Below are 23,400 nucleotides of genomic sequence, written 5' to 3'. Positions count from 1 at the left end.
CGGGGTGGCGGTGACGGGGTGGCGGTGACGGAGCGGCGGTGACGGAGCGGCGGTGACGGAGCGGTGCTGTGCGCGCAGGTGTGGCCTTGCGTGGGCAGGTGGGCGGGCGGTGGCCTTGCGTGTAGCCGCACGGGTAGGCGGCGGTGCGACGTGCGCAGGCGTGGGTCTTGCGCCGAGAGCGAGCGGTGGCCTCGCGCGGGCAGGCGTAGGGCTTACGGGCAGGCGCGCGCGAGGCAGGCGGTGGCGTGACGCACGTAGGCGTGGGCCTTGGGGCGGCGCTGCGGGCAGGCGGTGGTGTTACACGTATACGTGGCGTACCTACACGCGCGGACGGTGGCGTTACGCGTGTGCTTGGTGGGCCTACGCGCGCAGGCGTAGGCCCCGTGGGGTGGCGTGGAAGCCTGCTCCTTCCAGGAGGGGGGCGAAGGGGGAGGTCAGGGAGGAGCCGCCGTTGATGCGCTCGACCGTGACCGTGCCGAGTGCGCCCGCTCGGGCCGCGGAGGCGAGCGCTTCGGCGGCCGCGTGCAGCCGGGCGTCCTCAGTGGCCGGGATGTCGTCCTGCGGGGAGGCGGGCCAAGCCAGCAGGGTCTTGCCGCCGCGTTCCATGTAGAGGGTCAGTTCGCCGTCGACGAGGACGACGAGGGAGCCTGCCTTGCGGCCTGGCTTGTGCCCCGCGTCGGTGGGCGGATCGGGCCAGGGGAGCGCGGCTCCGTAGGCGTTGGCCGGGTCGGCGGCGGCCAGGACGAGAGCCTGGGTGTCCGAGGGGCGCGGGGAGTAGTTCATGGCGGTCGGTGAACTGTCCGCGCGGTCACGGGCGTTCGCTGCTGCCCGCAGTCGGTCCACCGCGCCGTCCATGGCGAACTGGGCGGCGCCAAGGCCCTCGACCACATAGCCGCGCCGCGCCTGACCGCTGTCCTCGAAGGCGGACAGTACGCGGTACGTCGCCGAGAAGCCGCCCTCGACTCCCTCGGCGGCGACCGCCCCACGGGTGACCACGCCATGCCGGTCCAGGAGGGTGCGGGCCAGGGCGTGGGCGCGCAGAGTGGGGTCGGGTTCGTGGGCGGGGAGCAGTGACCAGCGGCCCGCCACGGTCGGCGGGCCCGTACGCGACGACATGGGGCGGGCCGCGCCGGTCAGCGCGCCATACCGCCCGCGCGGGATGGAGCGCTTGGCGCGATGGGCCGTGGCGCCGGCCGTGCGGCCCGAGCCGAGGAGGGAGCGCATCGGGGCCAGCGTGTCGTTCGTGAGCCGTCCGGACCAGGACAGATCCCAGATCACGTCGGCCAGTTGGGGGTCGGACGCCTCGGGGTGGGTGGTGGCGCGGACCTGGTCGGCGATCTGCCGGAAGAAGAGGCCGTACCCCCCGGAGAGGGCGTCCAGGACCGACTGGTGCAGTGCGGTGAGCTCCAGGGGGTGGGCCTGCGGCAGCAGTAGGGGCGCGGCGTCGGCGAGATACAGGGAGACCCAGCCGTCCTTGCCCGGCAGGGACCCGGCCCCGGCCCACACCACCTCTCCGGCGGCGGTGAGTTCGTCGAGCATCGCCGGTGTGTAACCGGACACACGGGAGGGCAGGACGAGCTTCTCCAGCGCGGACGCGGGCACGGTCGCCCCCTGCAACTGCTCGACGGCGCGCACCAGTCCGTCCACGCCCCGGAGCCCGTGCCCGCCCAAGTGCTGCCACTGGGGCAGGAACTGGGCGAGCGCGGCGGGCGGCACCGGCTCCAGCTCATGCCGGAGGGCCGCGAGGGAGCGGCGGCGCAGCCGGCGCAGGACGGCCGCGTCGCACCACTCCTGGCCGATGCCCGCCGGATGGAACTCTCCTTGCACGACACGTCCGTTGGCGGCGAGGCGCTGCAGCGCGCCCTCGGTGACGGCGGCGCCGAGCCCGAACCGGGCCGCGGCCGTCGCCGAGGTGAACGGGCCGTGCGTGCGGGCGTACCGCGCGACGAGGTCCCCCAGGGGGTCCTTGACCGGCTCGGTGAACGCTTCGGGGACGCCGACCGGCAGCGCGGTGCCCAGCGCGTCGCGCAGACGGCCCGCGTCCTCGATCGCCGCCCAGTGGTCGGCCCCCGCGATGCGGACGCTGATCGCGCGGCGGGCGGCGGCCAGCTCCTGCGCCCACTCCGGCTCGGCGCCGCGCTCGGCCAGCTCGGCGGTGGTGAGCGGCCCGAGGAGGCGCAGCAGATCGGCGACGCCCTCGGCGTCCTTGACGCGGCGGTCCTCCGTGCGCCACTGGAGCTCCTGCTCCAGCTCCGTGAGGACGTCCGCGTCGAGCAACTCGCGCAGCTCGGCCTGGCCGAGGAGCTCCGAGAGCAGCCGGGAGTCCAGGGAGAGGGCCGCCGCGCGCCGCTCGGCGAGCGGTGAGTCACCCTCGTACAGGAACTGCGCCACGTAGCCGAACAGGAGCGAGCGGGCGAACGGGGACGGCTCCGTGGTGGTGACTTCGACGAGCCGGACCTTGCGGGACTCGATGTCGCCCATCAGTTCCGTGAGGCCGGGTACGTCGAAGACGTCCTGGAGGCACTCCCTGACCGCTTCCAGGACGATGGGGAACGACCCGAACTCGCTGGCCACCTGGAGCAGTTGCGCGGCGCGCTGGCGCTGCTGCCACAGCGGAGTGCGCTTTCCGGGGCTGCGGCGCGGCAGCAGCAGCGCGCGGGCGGCGCATTCGCGGAAGCGCGAGGCGAACAGGGCCGAGCCGCCCACCTGGTCGGTGACGATCTGGTTGACCTCGCCCTTGTCGAAGGCGACGTCTCCCGCGCCCACGGGGGCCTGCTCGCTGTCGTACTCCAGAGGCCGGTCGGCGGGCTCCTGGTCGAGCAGGTCCAGGCTCATCAGGTCGGCGTCCGGCAGGCGCAGCACGATGCCGTCGTCGGCGTGCATGACCTGGGCGTCCATGCCGTAACGCTCGGTCAGCCGGGAGGCGAGGGCGAGCGCCCAGGGGGCGTGCACCTGCGCGCCGAACGGGGAGTGCACCACGACCCGCCAGTCGCCCAGCTCGTCACGGAACCGCTCGACCACGATCGTGCGGTCGTCCGGGATGTGGCCGCAGGCCTCACGCTGCTCGGTGAGGTACGTCTGGACGTTGTCGGCCGCCCAGTCGTCCAGGCCCGCGGCCAGCAGGCGCACGCGCGCGTCGTCGCGCGACAGGGAGCCGACCTCTCGGAGGAACGCACCCACCGCACGGCCCAGTTCGAGCGGGCGGCCCAGCTGGTCGCCCTTCCAGAAGGGGAGGCGGCCCGGGACACCGGGAGCGGGGGAGACGAGCACGCGGTCGCGTGTGATGTCCTCGATGCGCCACGAGCTGGTGCCGAGCGTGAAGACGTCACCCACCCGGGACTCGTAGACCATCTCCTCGTCGAGCTCTCCGACGCGGCCCCCGCCCTTCTTGGGGTCGGCCCCGGCGAGGAAGACCCCGAAGAGGCCGCGGTCGGGAATCGTGCCCCCGGAGGTGACCGCGAGGCGCTGCGCCCCCGGGCGTCCGGTGACGGTGCCTGCGACGCGGTCCCAGACCACGCGGGGACGCAACTCCGCGAAGGCGTCCGACGGATAGCGGCCCGCGAGCATGTCCAGGACGGCCGTGAACGCCGACTCCGGGAGCGAGGCGAAGGAGGCGGCCCGGCGGACCAGGGCGAGCAGGTCGTCGACCTGCCAGGTGTCGAGGGAGACCGTCGCGACGAGCTGCTGCGCGAGGACGTCCAAGGGGTTGGCCGGGATGCGCAGCGACTCGATGGAACCGGTCCGCATCCGCTCGGTGACCACGGCGGCCTGCACCAGGTCACCGCGGTACTTGGGGAAGACGACGCCGGTGGAGACCGCACCCACCTGGTGTCCCGCCCGGCCGACCCGCTGCAGGCCGGAGGCCACGGAGGGCGGCGACTCGACCTGGACCACCAGGTCGACCGCGCCCATGTCGATGCCGAGCTCCAGGCTCGACGTGGCGACCACGGCCGGCAGACGGCCTGCCTTCAGGTCTTCCTCGACGAGCGCGCGCTGCTCCTTGGAGACCGAGCCGTGGTGGGCGCGGGCCAGCACCGGAGGGGCGCCCTTGGCCGCGCCCGACTCGGCCATCAGCTCCGCGGGGGAGTGGTCCTCGGGGAGGGGCTCGCCCGTCGCGCGTTCGTACGCGATCTCGTTCAGCCTGTTGCACAGGCGTTCCGCGAGGCGGCGAGAGTTGGCGAACACGATGGTCGAGCGGTGTGCCTGGACGAGGTCGGTGATGCGTTCCTCGACGTGCGGCCAGATCGAGGGGCGCTCCGCGCCCTGGTCGGAGTCGGCGACCGGGGAACCGCCCAGCTCCCCGAGGTCCTCGACCGGCACGACCACGGAGAGGTCGAACTCCTTGCCGGAGGGCGGCTGGACGATCTCCACCCTGCGCTGCGGGGACAGATAGCGCGCCACCTCGTCCACCGGACGGACGGTCGCCGACAGGCCGATGCGGCGGGCGGGCCGCGGCAGCAGCTCGTCGAGCCGCTCCAGGGAGAGGGCGAGATGGGCGCCGCGCTTGGTGCCCGCGACGGCGTGCACCTCGTCCAGGATCACCGTCTCGATGCCCGCCAGCGCGTCCCGCGCGGCCGAGGTGAGCATCAGGAAGAGCGACTCGGGGGTGGTGATCAGGATGTCCGGCGGGCGCGTGGCCAGGGAGCGGCGCTCGGCGGGCGGGGTGTCGCCCGAACGGATGCCGACCCGCACTTCGGGCTCCGGGAGCCCGAGGCGCACGGACTCCTGGCGGATGCCGGTCAGCGGGCTGCGCAGATTGCGCTCCACGTCGACCGCGAGGGCCTTCAGCGGAGACACGTACAGCACGCGGCAGCGCTTCTTGGGGTCGGCGGGCGGTGGCGTCGAGGCCAGCTGGTCCAGGGCGGCGAGGAAAGCGGCCAGCGTCTTGCCCGAGCCGGTGGGCGCGACGACCAGCACGTCCGAGCCCTCGCCGATGGCCTTCCATGCCCCGGCCTGCGCGGAGGTGGGCGCGGAGAAAGCCCCCGTGAACCAGCTGCGGGTCGCGGGGGAAAATCCGTCAAGGGCGCCGGGGGCGCCGGGAGCACTGGATGCGGACCTGACCATGACCCCATCGTGCACCCCGCCACTGACAACGGCGCCGACCTGCGGAGAAGGGGTTGCGTGGCTGTCGCAGAATGAGGTCATGGCAGGTTCGGCGGAGCAGGCGCGGCACTGGCGGTACGCGGAGCTGCCCGGAGTCGACCTGCTGCGTGCTCACTACATCAGCAAGACGTTCGTGCGGCACACCCACGAGCACTACGTGATCGCCGCGATCGCCGAGGGTGTCGACGTCTTCCACCACGGCGGCGCCGACCAGCACGCGGGCCCGGGGGCCCTGGCCCTGATCAACCCCGACACGATGCACACGGGCCGGGCCGGTGCGCCCGAGGGATGGCGGTACGCGGCGGTCTATCCGTCCCCGGATCTGGTCGCCGACATCGCCGCGGAGACCACCACCATCCGGGGGACCCCCGGCTTCCTCCGTCCGGTGATCGAGGACCCGTACGGCGTGGCCCTCGTCCACCGGGTGCTGAGAGCCGCCGATGACGGCAACGCGCTCGCCGCCGACACCCTGCTGCGGGTGGCCGTGACCCGGCTGCTGCGGCTGAACGGCGGGCCCGTTCCTCAGCGTGCGGTGCGCACGGCGGGCGCCAGGGTCGCGGCACGCGCGCGTGCCGTCCTTGAGGAGCGGCTCGCCGACCCGCCGAGCCTGGAGCGGCTCGCCACCGACCTCGGAGTGGGCCCCTTCGCCCTGCTGCGGGCCTTCCGTGACGTGTACGGGATGCCTCCGCACGCGTGGCTCACCGACGCGCGGGTGCGCGCCGCACGACGCCTCTTGGATGCCGGAACGTCACCGTCCGAAGCGGCTGTCGCCGTGGGCTTCACCGACCAGCCGCACTTGAACCGGCACTTCACGCGCATCGTCGGGGTGCCGCCGGGGGCGTACCAGCGCGAGCGCAAGAACGTACAAGACGGGGAATCGGCCCTGCTCGTACCGTCCGATGTGTGGCAGAACAACAGACGACACCCGCAGACATAAGCGCAGGCACCCCGGCGGATGCGACAGCCGGCGTTCCCGGGCGATTGGGCGCGGACGCGCCGGAGAAACCCGGTTCCGCCGTCGTCCGGGACGCACTCGGCGTCGGGATCGCCGTCGGGCTGTCCGGCTTCGCCTTCGGGGTGACCTCGGCCGGCAGTGGACTCACCGTGCTGCAGACCTGCGCGCTCAGCCTGCTGGTCTTCACGGGCGCCTCGCAGTTCGCGCTGGTCGGGGCTCTCGCGGGCGGCGGCAACCCGTTCACCGCCGCGGCGGGGGCCTTCTTCCTCGGCGTACGCAACGCGTTCTACGGGCTGCGGCTCTCGCAGTTGCTCGCCCTCCCGCGCGCGGTGCGTCCGTTCGCCGCCCACTGGGTCATCGACGAGACCACCGCCGTCTCGCTCGCCCAGCCGACCCGGCGGGCCGCCCGCATCGGCTTCACCGTCACCGGGCTGAGCCTCTACATGCTGTGGAACCTCACCACGCTCCTCGGGGCGCTCGGTGCCGAAGCCATCGGCGACACCGATGTGTGGGGGCTCGACGCCGCGGGACCGGCTGTCTTCCTGGCGCTCCTCGCGCCGATGCTGCGGACGACCACGGAGCGGGCCGTTGCCGCCGTCGCGGTCGTCCTGGGGCTCGGCCTGCTGCCCGTGCTGCCCGCGGGAGTGCCGGTCCTGGTGGCCGCGCTCGCCGCGCCGGCGGTGCTCTACGTAGAGGGCCGCAAGTCCGCCTCCAAGCCCGCCGCCATGGGAGACGCGCGCCCCGACGGCACCCAGGACGTCACGCATGACGACACTCAGAAGGAAGACCGTTGAACATCTGGATCGCGATCGGCGTGACCTTCGCCGGTTGCTACCTCGTGAAGCTCGCGGGCCTGCTGGTTCCCGCGGGCGCCCTGGAACGCCCGCTCGTCAAGCGCATGGCCGCCCTGCTGCCCGTGGCGCTGCTGGCCGCGCTCACGGCCCAGCAGGCCTTCGCCGACGGGCGGGTCCTGGAGCTCGACGCCAAGGCCGTGGGGCTCGCGGCGGCGGCCGTGGCGCTGCTGTTGCGGGCGCCGTTCCTGGTCGTCATCGGGGCGGCCGTGGTCGTCACCGCCGGAGTGCGGGCGCTCCTGGGCTGATCGCCGCCCGGCCGCCCTCTGTAATGTGACGCGTCACCACCGCGGCCCGGCCCCCGAAGAGGAGACATCGTGGCGCTGTCCTCCGAGGCGAGGTCTCTCGCCGCGCGCTGCGAGCCCAGGGTCAACGAACTGGCCCGCAGGATGGCCCGTGAGTCGTTCGAGGAGCTGCCCGGGTACGCGGAGCTCCCCGACGACGTGAAGGACGTGGAGATAGCCGCGACCGCACGCCACGGAGTGCGCCTCTTCCTGCGCCGTGTCACCGATCAGCCCGGCAGCCACCGGCTCTTCCGCGAGCGGGCCGCGCAGCGCGCGGAAGAGGGCATGCCGCTGCACCTGCTGCTGCGTACGCACGCTCTGGGGGTCTACGTCCTGTGGCAGGCGCTGCGCGATGAGGCCCGACCCGGCGAGGAAGCCGCCCTGGTCGAACTCGTGGACGTGCTGCTGCAGTCGCACCCCGCCATCGTCGGCACCGTGGCCGAGACCTACCTGGACGAGCGGTCCGCCCTGGAGGCCGAGCAGCGCGCCCAGCGCGGTTCCCTGATCCGCGGTCTGCTCGACGGCATGGTGCCGCCCGGCCATGTGCTGCTCGACCAACTGCGCCTGGCCGGGCCGGTGCTCGTCCTGGCGGTCGGTTTCGACGAGGCGCCGGCCGAGGGCCCCGTAGCGGTACGGCGCCGCCTGCGGCGCGTACAGACCGCACTGGACCACGCCTTCGGGGTGGAGGTGCTCGCGCTCCTGGAAGGCGAGGGCGGTCGGGGCATCGTGCCCCGGGACTGCCGGCCTCCCGAAGACCTGCCGCGCCGCCTCAGCAAGGCCTGCGGCCTTCCCGTACGTGTGGCCGCCGTGGATGCCGCCGGACCCGAGGCCATCACCGACGCGGCCAGGACCGCGACCGAGATACTGCGCATCACGCGCGCGTGCGGCCTGCCTCCGGCACTGCACCGCATGGAGGACGTGCTCCTCGAGTACCACCTCTCCCGTCGCAACGAGAGCAGCCACCTCATCTCCGCACTGCTCGACCCGGTGGCCGACCGCCCCGAGCTCCTGGAGACGCTCCGTACCCACCTGGGCCATCAGCAGGAGCGCAGGGCGACCGCCGCCGCCCTCGGCCTGCACCCCAACACCGTCGACAACCGCCTCGCGAAGATCGGCGAACTCACCGGCATCGACCTGTCGGCGCCGCGCGGCACCGCACTCGCCATCGCGGCGCTCCTGCTGAGGGAGGCCGGGGACTGCTGAGAGGGGAGCGCGAGGCCCTGTCAGGCGATGGGCCGTCCGTACGCCCGAAGCGTGCGCAGCGCCTCGATGGTGACGATCGGGCGGGCTTCGAGGGCGCTGCCCGGCGCCCACTGCCGCGTGGGGGTCCCCCCATGCGTTGAGCTACGGGGGAGGATCGGCCAGCCGCCGTCCTCCTGCTGCTCCCGCTCGAGGAAGTCCAGGGAGCGCGCCATCTCCTCGTCGGTGAACCACGCGCGCGCGAGCGACTCGGGGACCTTCGCGTAGTCGTGCGCGAAGTGGTGCTCACCCGGTGCGTAGCCCGGTGCCACGGGATACGCGTCCAACCGCTCGGGGTCGAGCGTCACGAGGCGCTGCTCCCGCGCGATCCTGCCGAGCCGGTCGGCGGCCGCCTCCGCGCGCGGGCGGTCGGGCGCCCCGTCGAGGAAGGCGACGGCCGCCTGGAGCTCGTACGGATGGGACTTGTCCAGGGAGTCCACCGCGGCCCAGCAGAAGTCGGTGGCCCTGAACAGCCAGGCGTGCCACACCTCGTTGCGGTGCAACAGGCCCACTACGGGGCCGGTGGCCAGGAGTTCGCTGGGCGGATCGTCCACCACGGGCATGAACGGGGCCGAGGGGTAACCGCGTTGGCCGGGATGGATCGCCGGGAGGGCGCCGTCGGACGTCGACACCGACGTCAGGTAGCGGCACACGCGTTCCACCCGCTGCCCGCCGCAGCGTCGGATCGAGTCCAGGACGCGCAGCGCGTGGCCGACGTGCAGGGGCTGACTGACAGGGCCGCGCAGATCCGGTTCGAGCGCGTACCCGTACCCGCCGTCCTCGGTGCTGTACGCGGCCAGGGCGGTCTCGACCGCGTCGCCCGAGGGGTCGGCTCCCGCGCCGCCCGCGCCGCTCAGGAAGTGGTAAGCAAACCGCCGCTGCTCAAGGACGCGCGCGGTGAGCCAGACGAAGTGCTCGGCGCGCGCGACCGGTGAGGGCGCGCCATGCGGGGATGCTCCGGTTTCGGCCATGCACAGACCGTAGGCCGGAAAGCGCCTTCGGTGAGCCCCCTGCGCCAGGCTGCACTCTCAAGGGAGCGATACTGAATGCATGCGGTTGACGGTTTTCTGGGAGCGGATGGCGGACCACTTCGGGCAGGGGTACGCCGACTCGTTCGCTCGCGATCATGTGATGGCCGAGCTCGGCGGGCGCACGGTGCATCAGGCACTGGACGCGGGCTGGGAGGCCAAGGATGTCTGGCGCGCCGTCTGCGCGGCCATGGACGTACCGGCCGAAAGGCGCTGACGGCCGGATACTTCGCCGTCTTCCGGTAGCCCGTAGCGGGCGCCGTCGAGCGTGAAGGAGCGGGGGCGGGGGCCGAATGTCGGTGACGTGGGCGAGACTGGCCCCGTGGCATCGACAGACGAGACCGCGCAGGTCACTCAGGATGTAGCTCCGCTCGGCACGACGCCGCCCGCACAGCCCCCGAACGGGGCGGAAACCGGGCGGGCCGCCAGCATGCCGCGCTGGCTGCCGCGCGCCATGGTGCTCGCCCTCGCACTCATCGCCTGTTTCCAGCTGGGCAGTTGGGCCTTCCACCAGCTGACCGGGCTGTTGATCAACATCCTGATCGCGTTCTTCCTGGCACTCGCGGTCGAGCCCGCGGTGAGCTGGATGGCCGCGCGCGGGCTGCGCAGGGGCTTCGCCACCTTCCTGGTCTTCCTCGGTGTCCTGATCGCGAGCGCGGGCTTCATCACGCTCATGGGATCGATGCTCGCGGGCCAGATCGTGGACATGGTCGAGGACTTCCCCGACTACCTCGACAAGGTCATCAGCTGGATCAACCAGACGTTCCACACGGAGCTCTCCCGGGTCGAGATCCAGGACAGCCTCGTCCACTCGGACTGGCTCCAGAAGTACGTGCAGAACAGCGCCAGCGGCGTCCTGGACGTGTCGGCGCAGGTCCTCGGGGGTCTCTTCCAGCTCCTGACGGTCCTGCTGTTCTCGTTCTACTTCGCAGCCGACGGCCCGCGGCTGCGGCGTGCCCTCTGCTCGGTGCTGCCGCCCGCCCGCCAGGCCGAGGTGCTCCGCGCCTGGGAGATCGCGGTCGACAAGACCGGCGGCTATCTCTACTCGCGCGGTCTGATGGCCCTGATCTCCGGAGTCGCGCACTACGTCCTGCTGCAGGCCCTCGGCGTGCCGTACGCGCCCGTGCTCGCGGTGTGGGTCGGCCTGGTCTCGCAGTTCATCCCCACCATCGGCACGTATCTCGCGGGCGCGCTGCCGATGCTGATCGCCTTCACGGTGAACCCCTGGTACGCGCTGTGGGTGCTGATCTTCGTCGTGGTCTACCAGCAGTTCGAGAACTACGTCCTGCAGCCCAAGCTCACCGCCAAGAGCGTGGACATCCACCCGGCGGTCGCCTTCGGCTCGGTCATCGCGGGCACGGCCCTCCTCGGCGCGGTCGGCGCCCTGATCTCCATCCCGGCGATCGCGACCCTGCAGGCCTTCCTGGGGGCGTACGTGAAGCGGTACGACGTCACGGACGACCCGCGCGTCCACGGGCACCGGCGCAAGGGCGGAGTGTCCCTCCTCACGCGCATGAGGCGCGCGATGCGCGGGCCGAACCACCCGGGGGCGGCGTCGGAGGCCGAGGTCGCCTCGGACGAGGCCTCGGGCTCAGCGCCGGGCTCGGGCGAACGCGAGTAGCCGAGGATTCCCCCTCGGGAGCGCGGCGCGAAGGATCGGACGGGCGAGGTGCGCCGGGCGGACCGGCCCCTTCCGTACTCTCGGTGGGACCCGCGTGGTGCGCTTGACACCAAAATCGAACATCCATTCTTATGGGTTGCCTGGCGGCGTTTTCCCGGGGTTTTCGCGGGGGGATCCCTGGGGCTCCGGCGGATTCCGGCGGGGCGATCGCCTCGAGTTATCCACAGGCCGGACGGGCGTCGGGGCGGATTGTCAGTGGCAGGCGCTAGCGTCATTGACGTGAAGCGATCGACACAAGCAAATCGGGTGGAACCCATGGCAGGAACCGACCGCGAGAAGGCGCTCGAAGCCGCGCTCGCACAGATTGAACGGCAATTCGGCAAGGGCGCAGTGATGCGCATGGGCGAGCGGCCGAACGACCCCATCGAGGTCATCCCCACCGGATCGACCGCGCTCGACGTCGCGCTCGGCGTCGGCGGCATCCCGCGCGGCCGTGTGGTGGAGGTGTACGGACCGGAGTCCTCCGGTAAGACGACGCTGACGCTGCACGCCGTGGCGAACGCACAGCGCGCGGGCGGCGCCGTCGCCTTCGTGGACGCCGAGCACGCACTCGACCCCGAGTACGCGAAGAAGCTGGGCGTCGACATCGACAACCTGATCCTGTCCCAGCCGGACAACGGCGAGCAGGCTCTTGAGATCGTCGACATGCTGGTCCGCTCCGGCGCGCTCGACCTGATCGTCATCGACTCCGTCGCGGCCCTGGTGCCGCGCGCGGAAATCGAGGGCGAGATGGGCGACTCGCACGTGGGTCTGCAGGCCCGCCTGATGAGCCAGGCGCTCCGGAAGATCACCAGCGCGCTCAACCAGTCCAAGACCACCGCGATCTTCATCAACCAGCTGCGCGAGAAGATCGGCGTGATGTTCGGCTCGCCGGAGACCACGACCGGTGGCCGCGCGCTGAAGTTCTACGCCTCGGTGCGGCTCGACATCCGCCGGATCGAGACCCTCAAGGACGGCACGGACGCGGTCGGCAACCGCACCCGCGTCAAGGTCGTCAAGAACAAGGTCGCGCCGCCCTTCAAGCAGGCCGAGTTCGACATCCTCTACGGCCAGGGCATCAGCCGCGAGGGCGGCCTGATCGACATGGGCGTGGACAACGGCTTCGTCCGCAAGGCGGGCGCCTGGTACACGTACGAGGGCGACCAGCTCGGCCAGGGCAAGGAGAACGCCCGCAACTTCCTCAAGGACAACCCCGACCTCGCCAACGAGATCGAGCGGAAGATCAAGGAGAAGCTGGGCGTCGGCGTGAAGCCGAAGGCGGAGGAGCCGGCCGCAGCGGAGCCGGGCAAGGACGCGGCGGGTGCGACGGGCACGGCCGAGGACGCCGCCAAGACGGTGCCCGCACCGGCGGCCAAGGCCACCAAGCCCAAGGCCGCCGCGGCCAAGAGCTGATCCATGACGCGGCGCACGGACTGGGCGGACCAGATCGTTCCCGAGCACCACACCGATCCCGCGGGCAGAGGCCTCGCGGACGGTGCGGATCAGGGTGGCGCCGACCAGGAGGGTGACGGCACCGGCTTCCGCGGGGGCGGCGGCCGGAAGGGCCGCCGACGGCGTGGCGGCTTCGGTGAAAGCCGGGGCGGTGGTTCACAGGACAGCGGCCCCCCTTCCTCGTCGAGGGCCGAGAAGGGGGAGCCGCCGACAGCGGATCCGGGTGAGAAGGCGCGGGCGATCTGTCTGCGGCTGCTCACCGGGACCCCGCGCACGCGCAAACAGCTGGCCGACGCGCTGCGCAAGCGGGACATCCCGGAGGACGTGGCGGATGAGGTGCTGACCCGCTTCGAAGAGGTCGGCCTGATCAATGATGGTGCCTTCGCGGGCGCGTGGGTGGAGTCCCGGCACCACGGCCGGGGTCTGGCCCGACGGGCGCTCGCGCAGGAGCTGCGCACGAAGGGCGTGGACGCCGTGCTGATCGAGGAGGCTGTCGGACAGCTCGACTCGGAGCAGGAGGAGGCGACGGCACGCGAGCTCGTCGCCCGCAAGCTCCGTGCCACGCGGGGCCTCGACCGCGACAAGCGACTGCGCCGCCTCGCGGGCATGCTCGCCCGCAAGGGCTACTCGGAAGGGCTTGCGCTCCGGATCGTCCGGCAGGCCATCGAGGAAGAGGGCGAGGACGCGGAGGACTTGGGGTACGACGGGGACTGAGCCGACCAGGGCCCTCGCGGGGGTGGGGCCCAGGTCAGGGCCGGGCAGCGCGGTGTGAACCGCGGCCCGGCCCTTTCGCGTTCCACGGGGGCTCACGTCGAAGGTGCGCCTCGCGCGACAGGGCTTCGCTCCATAGGGCCGCCTTTTGCTCCACAGGCTTCGTTCCGCCGGGCATCACCTCACCGTGAGGCCCCGCCCCGCTAACCGTGGGGCCTCGCCCCCCCCGCACGGATTCGCTCCACAGCCCTCCCCAACTCGCCTTGTACACCGGCCTGTCGGCCCGCAGGGTGGGGATAACCCCCCGCTGAAGACGCCGGTCCGCCGCACTGCAAAGGAACCTGTGCACAGGCGACTGTGTACGCATGGCAAAGGAACCCGGCACGACCAGCGGCGCCCCGGAGGAGCTGAGCGACCTTCGCGTCCTCAAGGCGCTCGCGCAGCCCCGGCGTCAGCAGATGCTGCAGCGCCTCACCGTGCACGGCCCGGCCACCTCAGCGACGCTCGCCAGGGCGCTCGGCCTCAACACCGGCGCGACCAGCTACCACCTGCGCGAGCTCGCCCGCTACGGCTTCGTCGAGGAGACCGCGGGCACCGGCCACGGCCGCGAACGCTGGTGGCGCGCGATCCCCGGCGACCGGCGCTTCCCGCCACGCAGCAAGCAGAACGCCGAGACGCGGCTCGTGATGGACGAGGTGAACCGCCTCTCGTACGCCGCCGACCTGGAGCTCTTCGAGCAGCTGCAGCGAGAAGCGGGTAACGCGGGCGCCGAACTCGGGGAGTGGGCCGACGCGTTTCCGTACTCGCGCGGCACCATCCGGCTGACGCTTCGCGAACTCCGCGAGTTCTTCGAGGAGTACATCGCCCTGCTCAACCGCTACAAGCGCCCCGACACCGAGACCCCGGCCGAGGCCCGCACCGTACTCACCCGGCTCCTGGCCTTCCCGGCGGCCGATACCCCCGCGCCCATGCCTGCGCCCCACCCCGCCCCTCTCCCCTCCCACTCCTCCGAGCCCGAGGCCACATCATGATGCTGCGCTACGCACTGCAGACCGTCCGAGACCGCAAGGGCGGATTCCTCGGCGCCTTCCTGGCACTGATGTGCGCCGCCGCGCTCATCACGGCCTGCGGCACCCTCCTGGAAACCGGCCTGCGCGGCACCATCCGGACCGAGCGCTATGCCGCCGCCCCCGTGGTCGTCTCCGCCGACCAGAACGTCCACCGGACCACGGTCAAGCACAAGAAGGGCAAGACCAAGGTCAAGCACAAGGCCAAGCCGATCGCCGAGCGGGCCTGGCTGTCGGAGGACATCGCGCGGAAGCTCAAGGGCGTGCCGGGCGTCGGGAAAGTCGTGCCCGAACTCACGTTCCTCGCCCAGCCATTGACGCCCGCGGCCGGTGACCTCGCCGACAAGCCCGCGTACGGCCACGCCTGGGAGTCGGCCGCGCTGACCCCCTTCCGCCTCGTCGAGGGCAGGGCCCCGCGCGCCACCGGCGACCTCGTCATCGACCGCGGCCTCGCCGGGCGCGCCCACCTCAAGACCGGCGACCGCCTCACCGTCCAGTCGACACAGGCCCCGCGCTCCTACCGCATCACCGGAGTAGCCGCCCCCTCCGAAGGCGCCCTCGCTCACCAGACGTCCCTCTTCTTCTCCGCCGGAGAGGCCGAGCGGCTGGCCGCGCACCCCGGCAAGATCACCGCCCTCGGCATCGTGCCGGCCGAGGGCACCGGGACGGGAGAGCTCAAGGAGGCGGTCACCGACGCCCTCGCCGGTACGAAGGCGCAGGTCAGCACAGGCGACGACCGTGGCCCGGTGGAGTTCCTCGACGCGGCGGGCGCCCGCGTCAAGCTGGTCAGCATGGGCGGCGCGATGGGCGGCACCTCCCTCCTCGTCGCCATCCTCGTGGTCGTCGGCACCTTCGCCCTCTCCGTGCAGCAGCGCCACCGCGAACTCGCCCTGCTCCGCGCCATCGCCGCCACCCCTAAGCAGATCCGGGGGCTCCTCGGCCGCGAGGCCCTGATCGTCGGAGCGGCCGCGGGCGTCATGGGCTCGCTCGCCGGAATCCCGCTCGGCGGCTGGCTGCACGGCAGGTTCGTGGACATGGGTGCCGTCCCCGCCACCCTGGAGCGGGCCGTGAGCGTCTTCCCGCCCCTAGCCGCCGTGGCCGCGACGCTGCTCGGGGCCTGGGCCGCGGCCCGCCTCTCGGCCCGCCGCATCGCCCGTATCCGCCCGGCCGAGGCTCTCGCCGAAGCGCGTGTCCAGCGCACCCGGCCGCCGTGGAGCCGCATCATCGCGGGTCTCGTCCTCCTCGCCGGGGGCGCCGTGCTCGTCGCCGTGCTCAGTGTGCTGCGCACCGAGCCCGCGTCGACCCCCGTGACGTTCCTGGCCGTTGTCGTCCTTTCCTCCGCCATCGCGCTCCTCGGTCCGCTCGTGGTCAGGGCGGCTGCTGCCGTGCTGCGCACCCCGCTGCGGCTCTCCGGCCCCGGTGGCCGCCTCGCGCACGCCAACCTCCGCGGCAACGCGGCCCGGATGGCGGCGGCCGTCACCCCGCTCGCCCTCCTCATCGGCATGACCTGCACCGTCCTGTTCGTCCAGCCCACCCTCGGCGACGCGGCCCGCGCCCAGGCCCGCGAGGGCATCCGGGCCGACTGGGTACTGGCCGCCCAGGGCCCGGGCATCCCGGCCGAGGCCGCGCGGAAGCTGCGTACGACCGAGGGCGTCGAGGCCGCCACCGAGGTCGTCCGCACCACCGTGCGCGTGGGGCTCGACAAGTACCCGGCGCAGGGCGTCAGCACGGCAGGGCTCACCCGCACCTGGAACCCGGACGTCACCGCCGGATCCCTGGACGGCTTCGGCAAGGGCAGCGTCGCCGTCAGTGAACTGGCCGCCGACCAGCTCGGATTGAAGCCCGGCAGCACTCTGAGACTCACGCTCGGCGACGGCACGAAGACCATGCTCAAGGTCAGCGCCGTGTACGCGCGCGGGCTCGGGTTCGGGGACCTGACCATGGCGCACGACCTGGTCGCCCGCCACGTCGACAACCCGCTCGCCGCCACGGTCCTGATCAAGAGCGACCGTACACAGGAACAACTCGCGGCAGGCGTCGCGAAGTTCCCGGGCGTACGGGTTCTCGCCCCGGCCGCCGTCGACAACCTCCAGGCCGAGCGCCAGCAGGCGAACGCCGAGGTGAACTACCTCGCCATGGGCCTCATCCTGGCCTTCACCGCGATCGCCGTCGTCAACACCCTCGCCATGTCGGTCTCCGAGCGCATCCGCGAGTTCGCGATGCTGCGCCTCGCGGGCGCGAGCCGCCGCCAGGTCCTCGGCATGCTGCGCACCGAGGCGCTGTCAGTCCTGCTCATCGGCACGGCCCTCGGCAGCGGCATCGCGCTCGCCGTCCTGACCGCGTTCAGCATCGGCATGACCGGCAGCGCCGCACCCTCGGTCACGCCCTTGGTGTACGTATCCGTGGTGGCCGTCGCGGCTCTGCTCGCCCTCACCGCGACCGCGCTCCCGGGGCGAGCCGCTCTCAAGCCCCGCCCTGTCACGGTGGCAACGGCCAAGGAGTAAGCGGCAGTACGCAATGGTGGGCGCCCCTTACTGGTTACCGATGCGCCCCTTACCGAATCGGGTAAGGGGCGCACACGCGCGTGCTCAGTCCGCGACGGCCGCGATATCCGCGACGTCCGTGACAGGGAGCCCAGCGGCCTTCCACGCCTGGAACCCGCCGATGAGGTCAGTAGCGTGCCGCAGTCCCAACTGCCGCAAGGAGACGGCCGCGAGGCTCGACGCGTAGCCCTCGTTGCAGACGACCACGACCCGCAGGTCGTGGCTGACGGCCTCCGCCGCACGGTGGCTGCCCTGCGGGTCCAGGCGCCACTCCAGTTCGTTGCGCTCGACGACGAGGGCTCCGGGGATCAGGCCGTCACGCTCGCGCAGGGCCGCGTACCGGATGTCGACCAGGAGCCCTCCCTCGGCCGTGGTGTCACGCGCCTCCTCCGGAGTGACCCGGTGGAGGTCGAGCCGCACGCGCTCCAGCAACTCGTCGATCCCGACGGGGCGTTCGGCCGCGGGGTGCTCCCCTATGGGGCGTACGCCTTCGGGGTGCGCACTCACTGCCAGTCCTCCGGGCGCTCCACGGACTCCAGGCGCAGGACCGCGCCCGTACGGCTGTAGCGGCGGATGCGGGGGAGCGGCGGATAGTAGGCGTGCACGGAGATCGCGTGCTCGCTGGTGGACTCGTTCAGAACTTCATGCACGTGGTTCTGGCCGAACGCCCTGCCCTTGCCGGCCGTCAACTCCCGCTCGCGGTCCACCCCTTCGGACAGCTCCAGGGTCTTCCATCCGTCGGTGGGCAGCCGGGCGGCGAGCGAGTTCTCCTTGAGCGTGCCCGCAGCGGTGAGGAAGGCACCGACCGACTCCGCGTGGTCGTGCCACCCGGTGCCGGTGCCCGGCGGCCAGCCGATCAGCCAGGCCTCGCTGCCGCCGGGCCCTTCGAGGCGCACCCAGGTGCGGCCCTCGGGGTCGAGCGGCAGTGAGGCGACGAGCTCGGGGTCGGCGGCGCTACGACGCACGAATTCGAGGAGCTCGGCGGCGGTGGGCGCGGACGCTGCCGTGGAAGCAGGCGCGGTGGAGAGAGAAACAGACACGGAGACCGTCCTGGAAGTTCGCGGAAGCGCGCACCGAGAAGAAGGCAGCGCGCGCTGGGAAAACGAGGGCGAATTCAGCAGGACGGACGACACACGCAGCCCGCATAGCGGACGAGGTCCATATGGACCCTCCGCCACAGGCGCACATCGGTGTCGGTCACATTTCGGAGTAGACCATGACGCTGCGTGCCGGTCAACTCCTTCTCACTGTGTGGTCGGACGGCTCGCGGCGGCCGTGCTCTGCGCCTTCTCCGGGGTCGCCGCGCCGTCCGAACGCCGTTTCGCAGCAGGTCCGCCCAGGGCCGCCTCGGCCGCCGTATACAGCTCGGCGGGGCGCACCCCGCCGAGCGCGGTGACCAGGTGACCGTCGGGGCGGATGAGCAGCACCGAGTGCGCGGGGGCCCCTGGGTAACTCTCCGCGACGAGGAGTTCCGCCGGGTGCGGCAGTGCCGCGACGGCGGCGGCGAGCCGGGGCATGATCCCGGCCGACACCCAGTGCCGTCGTTCCCACACCACCGTGCCGGGTGCGACGAGGACGACGAGCAGCCGACCCACGCCGAGCCGGTCGCGCAGCTGTACGAAGGACCCGTCGGGCGCCGTCACCGGTACATCGGTCACGGGAGCCCCCGGCTCCGTGTTCACGACAACCTCGGACTCGGAGGGCGGAGGTGCCAGCGGTGAGTCCGCGTACGATGCGGGCGCGCCGAGGGGGCCGCGCCCCACGTGTCCGTCGGTGAGGAGGGTGTCGTGCCCGCGCGCGGACCCCGGCACATAGGAGCGCAGGCCCTTGCCGCCCCGCAGTATCGGCAGCGACTGGTCGGCGGCGCGCAGGCGTGCGGCGACACTGGCCCGCCGCTCGGTCTGATAACTGTCGAGCAGGGCGTCCCGTGCGCCGTGGTGCCAGGCAAGCGCCAGCTTCCAGGCGAGGTTGTCCGCGTCCCGCAGCCCTTCGTCGAGCCCTTGCGTCCCGAGCGCCCCGAGCAGATGCGCGGCGTCGCCCGCGAGGAAGGCACGGCCGACCCGCCACCGGCGGGCCAGCCGGTGGTGGACGGTGTGCACGCCGGTGTCGAGCAGTTCGTACGGCGGTGTGGAGCCGCCGCACCAGCCCGCGAGGGTCTCGCGGATGCGCACCACGAGCGCGTCCGGCGTCACGAGCTCGCCGCGTGGCGGGAGCAGCCAGTCGAGCCGCCACACCCCGTCGGCGAGCGGACGGCCCGTCACCTCGGCGCCTCCGTGGCGCCACGGAGGCATCCGATGCAACAACGCCTGGCCGGGTCCGGGAAGTTCCGTGCGCAGTGCGGCCACGGCGTGTCGCTCGACGGCCGTGCGCCCCGGGAAGCGGACGTCGAGGAGCTTGCGCACGGTCGACCGGGGCCCGTCGCAGCCCACCAGATAACTGCCCCGCCACCAGGTGTCCTTGGGGCCGCGAGTGTGGGCGGTCAGGCCGCCCGCGTCCTGCTCCAGGGAGTCGAGCTTGCTCTCCACCGCGACCTTGACCAGCCGCTCCTCGGCGATGGCCGCGCGCAGGGCTCCTGTCAGCACATGCTGGGGCACGTGCAGCGGGGCCGGCATCTCGTCACTGAACGTGAGCTCCCGCATCAGCTGCTTGCGCCGCAGGGACCGCCAGCCGCCCCACCGCGCTCCCGAGTCCTGATCACCGAACGAGTGACCGGCGAGCCGCTCCATGAGGGCCGCGGTGTCATCCCGCAGGATGACGGTCCGCGCGGGCCGCTGCTCGTCCTTGCCGGGCCCTTCGTCGAGTACGACAGTGGGTACGGAGTGACGCGCGAGAGCCAGGGCGAGCGTGAGCCCCACGGGGCCCGCGCCGACGACGATCACCGGGTCCACGGTGCGTACCCTCCCGCCGCAAGGGCCCGGGAGCGCTGGACGTACGTACAGGAACTGGCAGTTGGAGCCCGGTGCACGATCACAGAACGTATGCAACCCACCGCTGGTGCCCGCGTCAAGTTACCGACCGGCTGCCGTGGCGCTTGGGCGAACGTGTAACGACGGAGGCAGTGGCGATATGCCACTGCCTCCGTGTTCTCACCGAGTGATCGGGGTATCGGCGCTAGGCGGTGCCGCCCCCAAAGCCTCCACCAGTGTTCTCACCGTGATCCATGCGGATCGTCTTGGGGCCGATCGTCTCCAGGTTCTCGAGCGCTTCAGGGCCCACCACGGCACCCGTGCTCTTCTTGGAGCGCCGCATGCGGCGCTCCAGCCAGGAGGCCAGGCCGGTGATCAGCAGGTTCAGCACGATGAAGATCACCGCGACGATGATGAAGCTGGGGATGACGCTCGCGTAGTACGACGCCGCCGTCTTACGGGAGCTGAGCAGTTCGGCGAAGCTGAGCATCGCGCCGCCGAGCGCGGTGTCCTTGACGATGACGACGAGCTGGCTGACCAGTGCCGGCAGCATCGCCGTCACGGACTGCGGCAGCAGCACGCTGGTCATCGTCTGGCCCTTGCGCAGACCGATCGCCTTGGCGGCTTCCGTCTGGCCCTTGGGCAGCGACAGGATGCCCGCCCGCACGATCTCGGCGAGGACCGAGGCGTTGTAGAGCACCAGGCCCGTGACCACGGCGTACATCGGGCGGTCGTCGACGCTGATGTCGGTGGAGTCCGAGTAGAACTGGTTGGCGAAGACCATCAGGATCAGCACCGGGATCGCCCGGAAGAACTCGACGACCACAGCGGCGGGAATCCTCACCCACCGGTGATCGGAGAGCCGCGCGATACCGAAGAGTGCTCCCAGCGGAAGGGCGATCACCATGGCGAGGCCCGCGGCCTTCAGCGTGTTCGCGAGGCCCGGCAGCAGATACGTCGTCCAGGACTCGGAATCGGCCAGCCAGGGCTCCCACTTGGCCCAGTCCAGCTGCCCCTTGTCGGACATGGCGGACCAGGCCCACCAGAATCCCAGGAGCAGGAGAGCAAGGAAGAGCACGGAGAGAAGGACGTTGCGCCGCTTGGCGCGTGGCCCGGGAGCGTCGTAGAGGACGGAGGTCATCGCTTCACCGCCAGGCGCTTGCCGAGCCACCCGAGTATGAGGCCCGTCGGCAGGGTCAGCACCACGAACCCGAAGGCGAATATCGCGGCGATGAGGAACAACTGGGCCTCATTCTCGAGCATTTCCCTCATCAGTAGAGCCGCCTCCGCCACACCGATGGCCGCCGCGACCGTGGTGTTCTTGGTCAGGGCGATCAGCACGTTGGTGAGGGGGCCGATCACGGACCGGAAGGCCTGCGGCAGCACGATGAGACCGAGGACCTGGCTGAAGCTCAGCCCGAGGGCGCGTGCGGCTTCCGCCTGGCCCACCGGCACGGTGTTGATGCCGGACCGCACCGCCTCGCAGACGAACGCCGCCGTGTAGGCCCCGAGGCCGAGCACCGAGAGACGGAAGGTCATGGTGTCGACGTCGTCAGCTGCGCCCATGGTCATGCCGAAGACGTCGGCGAGCCCGAGCGAGCTGAACACGATGATGACGGTCAGCGGGATGTTCCGCACGATGTTGACGTAAGCGGTGCCGAACCAACGCATGACCGGAACCGGGCTGACCCGCATGGCGGCCAGCAGAGTGCCCCAGACCAAGGAGCCGATGCCTGCGAAGACGGTGAGCTTCACCGTCATCCAGAAGGCCTCGAGCAAGTCGTAGTCTTCAAGAAAGTCGAACACGATCTCCCGCGCTCTCGCATGTGGTGATGGCGAGGTACGCCGCCGCGCTCGGGCGGCGGCGTACCGGCGTGTGCCCTGTCAGCGGACCGGCTTCAGGAGCCGGCCCCACGAGGTCACTTGACGATGTCGCCGATCTTCGGGGCGGGCTCGTTCTTGTAACCGGCCGGACCGAAGTTCTCCTTGACGGCCTTGTCCCAGGACTTGTCCGAGACCATCTTCTCGAGGGCCTTGTTGATCTTGTCCTTGAGCTTCGTGTCGCCCTTCTTGACGCCGATGCCGTAGTTCTCGTTCGTCAGCTTCAGGCCGGCGAGCTTGAACTTGCCCTTGTACTGCTCCTGCGCCGCGTAGCCCGCGAGGATCGAGTCGTCGGTGGTCAGCGCGTCGATGGTGCCGCTGCCCAGCCCGTCGATGCACTCGGAGTAGGTGCTGTTCTGGCGCAGCTGGGCCTTCGGCGCGATTTCCTTCTTGACGTTCTGCGCCGAGGTGGAGCCGGTGACCGAGCAGAGCTTCTTGCCGTTGAGGTCCGTGCCCTTGGTGATCTTGTCGTCGGACCGGACGAGGAGGTCCTGGTGCGCGAGGAGGTACGGTCCCGCGAAGTCGACCTTCTTCTCGCGCTCGTCGTTGATGGAGTACGACGCCGCGATGAACTTCACGTCACCGCGCTCCAGGGCGGTCTCGCGGTCAGCGCTGGGCGTTTCTTTCCACTCGATGTCGTCGGCCTTGTAGCCGAGCTCCTTGGCGACGTAGGTCGCGACATCGACGTCGAAGCCCGTGTAGCCGTCCGGCGTCTTCAGGCCGATGCCAGGCTGGTCGAACTTGATGCCGATGGTGATCTTCTTGCCACCACCGGACCCCTTGTCGTCCTTGTCGTCCGAACCACAGGCGGTGGCGGAGACGGAGAGCGCGAGTACGACGGCGGCTGCCGCGGTGACCTTGCGAGCCTTCATGGTGAACATCCTTTGTTTCGGCAGACGAGGGTTGATACGCAGGGGAGAGACACGCGTCAGTGGTGAAGGATCTTCGAAAGGAAGTCCTTGGCCCGGTCGCTGCGCGGGTTGCTGAAGAACTGGTCCGGCACGGCCTCTTCGACGATCCGACCGTCCGCCATGAAGACGACGCGGTTGGCCGCCGAGCGGGCGAAGCCCATCTCGTGGGTGACCACGACCATGGTCATGCCGTCCCGTGCGAGCTGCTGCATGACCTCCAGGACCTCGTTGATCATCTCCGGGTCGAGCGCCGACGTGGGCTCGTCGAAGAGCATCACCTTGGGGTCCATGGCCAACGCGCGGGCGATCGCTACGCGTTGCTGCTGGCCGCCGGAGAGCTGCGCGGGGTACTTGTCGGCCTGCGTGGCGACGCCTACGCGGTCCAGGAGACCGCGCGCCTTCGTCTCTGCTTCCGCCTTGGACGTCTTGCGCACCTTGATCTGGCCCAGCATCACGTTCTCGAGCACGGTCTTGTGCGCGAAAAGGTTGAAGGACTGGAAGACCATGCCCACGTCCGCGCGGAGACGGGCGAGCTCCTTGCCCTCCTGGGGCAGCGGCTTGCCGTCGATCGAGATGTCTCCCGATTCGACCGTCTCCAGGCGGTTGATGGCGCGGCACAGTGTCGACTTGCCCGACCCGGAGGGGCCGATCACGACGACGACCTCACCGCGGGTGATGGTCAGGTCGATGTCCTGGAGGACGTGCAGAGCGCCGAAGTGCTTGTTGACGTTCTTCAGCACGACCAGGTCGTCCGCCCCGGGCGGTATGGCGTCCTTGGTCACCGATACTTCGGTCACGGCTTGTTGCTC

The 23,400-nt window shown here is 71.3% G+C and carries 20 protein-coding genes; 10 read left to right on the top strand and 10 right to left on the bottom strand.

Annotation, left to right across the window (positions count from 1 at the left end; translation table 11 throughout):
• Nucleotides 1-360: 360 nt before the first annotated feature.
• Nucleotides 361-5,064 carry an ATP-dependent helicase gene (locus tag OG302_RS12340; RefSeq protein ID WP_371526846.1) on the bottom strand — a complete coding sequence of 1,568 codons (4,704 nt, stop codon included), beginning with the start codon at nucleotides 5,062-5,064 and terminating at the stop codon, nucleotides 361-363.
• 79 nt (nucleotides 5,065-5,143) lie between these two features.
• Here OG302_RS12340 and OG302_RS12335 point away from each other — a divergent pair, with 79 nt between their 5' ends.
• From OG302_RS12335 to OG302_RS12320, 4 genes are all read left to right on the top strand, one after another.
• The gene (locus OG302_RS12335; RefSeq protein WP_371526845.1) at nucleotides 5,144-6,040 is read left to right on the top strand and encodes an AraC family transcriptional regulator; all 897 of its coding nucleotides are present in this window, start codon (nucleotides 5,144-5,146) and stop codon (nucleotides 6,038-6,040) included.
• Complete coding sequence (locus OG302_RS12330) at nucleotides 6,007-6,852, top strand: AzlC family ABC transporter permease (protein ID WP_371526844.1); 846 nt, start codon at nucleotides 6,007-6,009, stop codon at nucleotides 6,850-6,852. The genes OG302_RS12335 and OG302_RS12330 overlap by 34 nt, the downstream gene beginning before the upstream one ends.
• Entirely contained in the window at nucleotides 6,849-7,157 is a 309-nt protein-coding gene (locus OG302_RS12325; protein WP_371526843.1) for an AzlD domain-containing protein, read from the top strand. The genes OG302_RS12330 and OG302_RS12325 overlap by 4 nt, the downstream gene beginning before the upstream one ends.
• Nucleotides 7,158-7,226: 69 nt before the next feature.
• Nucleotides 7,227-8,396 carry a PucR family transcriptional regulator gene (locus OG302_RS12320; protein WP_371526842.1) on the top strand — a complete coding sequence of 390 codons (1,170 nt, stop codon included), beginning with the start codon at nucleotides 7,227-7,229 and terminating at the stop codon, nucleotides 8,394-8,396.
• 20 nt (nucleotides 8,397-8,416) lie between these two features.
• Here OG302_RS12320 and OG302_RS12315 read toward each other — a convergent pair whose 3' ends face one another.
• A complete protein-coding gene (locus tag OG302_RS12315) occupies nucleotides 8,417-9,403 on the bottom strand; it encodes a hypothetical protein (protein ID WP_371526841.1) in 987 nt (328 codons plus the stop codon).
• A gap of 79 nt (nucleotides 9,404-9,482) precedes the next feature.
• Here OG302_RS12315 and OG302_RS12310 point away from each other — a divergent pair, with 79 nt between their 5' ends.
• The 6 genes from OG302_RS12310 (at nucleotide 9,483) to OG302_RS12285 (ending at nucleotide 16,854) form a co-directional block, all read left to right on the top strand.
• Nucleotides 9,483-9,677: a DUF3046 domain-containing protein gene (locus tag OG302_RS12310; RefSeq protein ID WP_367045344.1), complete on the top strand. Its 195-nt coding sequence runs from the start codon at nucleotides 9,483-9,485 to the stop codon at nucleotides 9,675-9,677.
• Nucleotides 9,678-9,782: 105 nt separating this feature from the next.
• Entirely contained in the window at nucleotides 9,783-11,081 is a 1,299-nt protein-coding gene (locus tag OG302_RS12305) for an AI-2E family transporter (RefSeq protein ID WP_371526840.1), read from the top strand.
• 315 nt (nucleotides 11,082-11,396) lie between these two features.
• A complete protein-coding gene (gene recA, locus OG302_RS12300; protein ID WP_371526839.1) occupies nucleotides 11,397-12,533 on the top strand; it encodes a recombinase RecA in 1,137 nt (378 codons plus the stop codon).
• 3 nt (nucleotides 12,534-12,536) lie between these two features.
• Entirely contained in the window at nucleotides 12,537-13,286 is a 750-nt protein-coding gene (gene recX, locus OG302_RS12295; RefSeq protein ID WP_371526838.1) for a recombination regulator RecX, read from the top strand.
• A 362-nt stretch (nucleotides 13,287-13,648) separates the two neighbouring features.
• Entirely contained in the window at nucleotides 13,649-14,314 is a 666-nt protein-coding gene (locus OG302_RS12290; protein ID WP_371526837.1) for an ArsR/SmtB family transcription factor, read from the top strand.
• Nucleotides 14,311-16,854: an FtsX-like permease family protein gene (locus OG302_RS12285; protein ID WP_371526836.1), complete on the top strand. Its 2,544-nt coding sequence runs from the start codon at nucleotides 14,311-14,313 to the stop codon at nucleotides 16,852-16,854. The genes OG302_RS12290 and OG302_RS12285 overlap by 4 nt, the downstream gene beginning before the upstream one ends.
• Nucleotides 16,855-16,938: 84 nt before the next feature.
• Here OG302_RS12285 and OG302_RS12280 read toward each other — a convergent pair whose 3' ends face one another.
• From OG302_RS12280 to OG302_RS12245, 8 genes are all read right to left on the bottom strand, one after another.
• Nucleotides 16,939-17,400 (bottom strand): rhodanese-like domain-containing protein, encoded by a 462-nt coding sequence (locus tag OG302_RS12280; protein WP_371526835.1) that lies wholly within the window; start codon nucleotides 17,398-17,400, stop codon nucleotides 16,939-16,941.
• Nucleotides 17,397-17,933 carry a cysteine dioxygenase gene (locus tag OG302_RS12275; protein WP_371526834.1) on the bottom strand — a complete coding sequence of 179 codons (537 nt, stop codon included), beginning with the start codon at nucleotides 17,931-17,933 and terminating at the stop codon, nucleotides 17,397-17,399. Before OG302_RS12275 ends, OG302_RS12280 begins: the two co-directional genes overlap by 4 nt.
• Before the next feature lie 74 nt (nucleotides 17,934-18,007).
• The gene (locus OG302_RS12270; protein ID WP_309544753.1) at nucleotides 18,008-18,079 is read right to left on the bottom strand and encodes a putative leader peptide; all 72 of its coding nucleotides are present in this window, start codon (nucleotides 18,077-18,079) and stop codon (nucleotides 18,008-18,010) included.
• 58 nt (nucleotides 18,080-18,137) lie between these two features.
• Nucleotides 18,138-19,781 (bottom strand): FAD-dependent monooxygenase, encoded by a 1,644-nt coding sequence (locus OG302_RS12265; protein WP_371526833.1) that lies wholly within the window; start codon nucleotides 19,779-19,781, stop codon nucleotides 18,138-18,140.
• A 223-nt stretch (nucleotides 19,782-20,004) separates the two neighbouring features.
• Nucleotides 20,005-20,940: an amino acid ABC transporter permease gene (locus OG302_RS12260; protein WP_371526832.1), complete on the bottom strand. Its 936-nt coding sequence runs from the start codon at nucleotides 20,938-20,940 to the stop codon at nucleotides 20,005-20,007.
• Nucleotides 20,937-21,605 carry an amino acid ABC transporter permease gene (locus tag OG302_RS12255; protein ID WP_361843164.1) on the bottom strand — a complete coding sequence of 223 codons (669 nt, stop codon included), beginning with the start codon at nucleotides 21,603-21,605 and terminating at the stop codon, nucleotides 20,937-20,939. Before OG302_RS12255 ends, OG302_RS12260 begins: the two co-directional genes overlap by 4 nt.
• A gap of 113 nt (nucleotides 21,606-21,718) precedes the next feature.
• Complete coding sequence (locus tag OG302_RS12250; protein ID WP_361843162.1) at nucleotides 21,719-22,552, bottom strand: glutamate ABC transporter substrate-binding protein; 834 nt, start codon at nucleotides 22,550-22,552, stop codon at nucleotides 21,719-21,721.
• Nucleotides 22,553-22,608: 56 nt separating this feature from the next.
• Nucleotides 22,609-23,388 carry an amino acid ABC transporter ATP-binding protein gene (locus OG302_RS12245; protein ID WP_361843160.1) on the bottom strand — a complete coding sequence of 260 codons (780 nt, stop codon included), beginning with the start codon at nucleotides 23,386-23,388 and terminating at the stop codon, nucleotides 22,609-22,611.
• Nucleotides 23,389-23,400: the final 12 nt, after the last annotated feature.

The organism is Streptomyces sp. NBC_01283 (assembly GCF_041435335.1).
Classification (GTDB): Bacteria; Actinomycetota; Actinomycetes; order Streptomycetales; family Streptomycetaceae; genus Streptomyces.
This window is presented reverse-complemented; position numbering and strand designations above follow the sequence as displayed.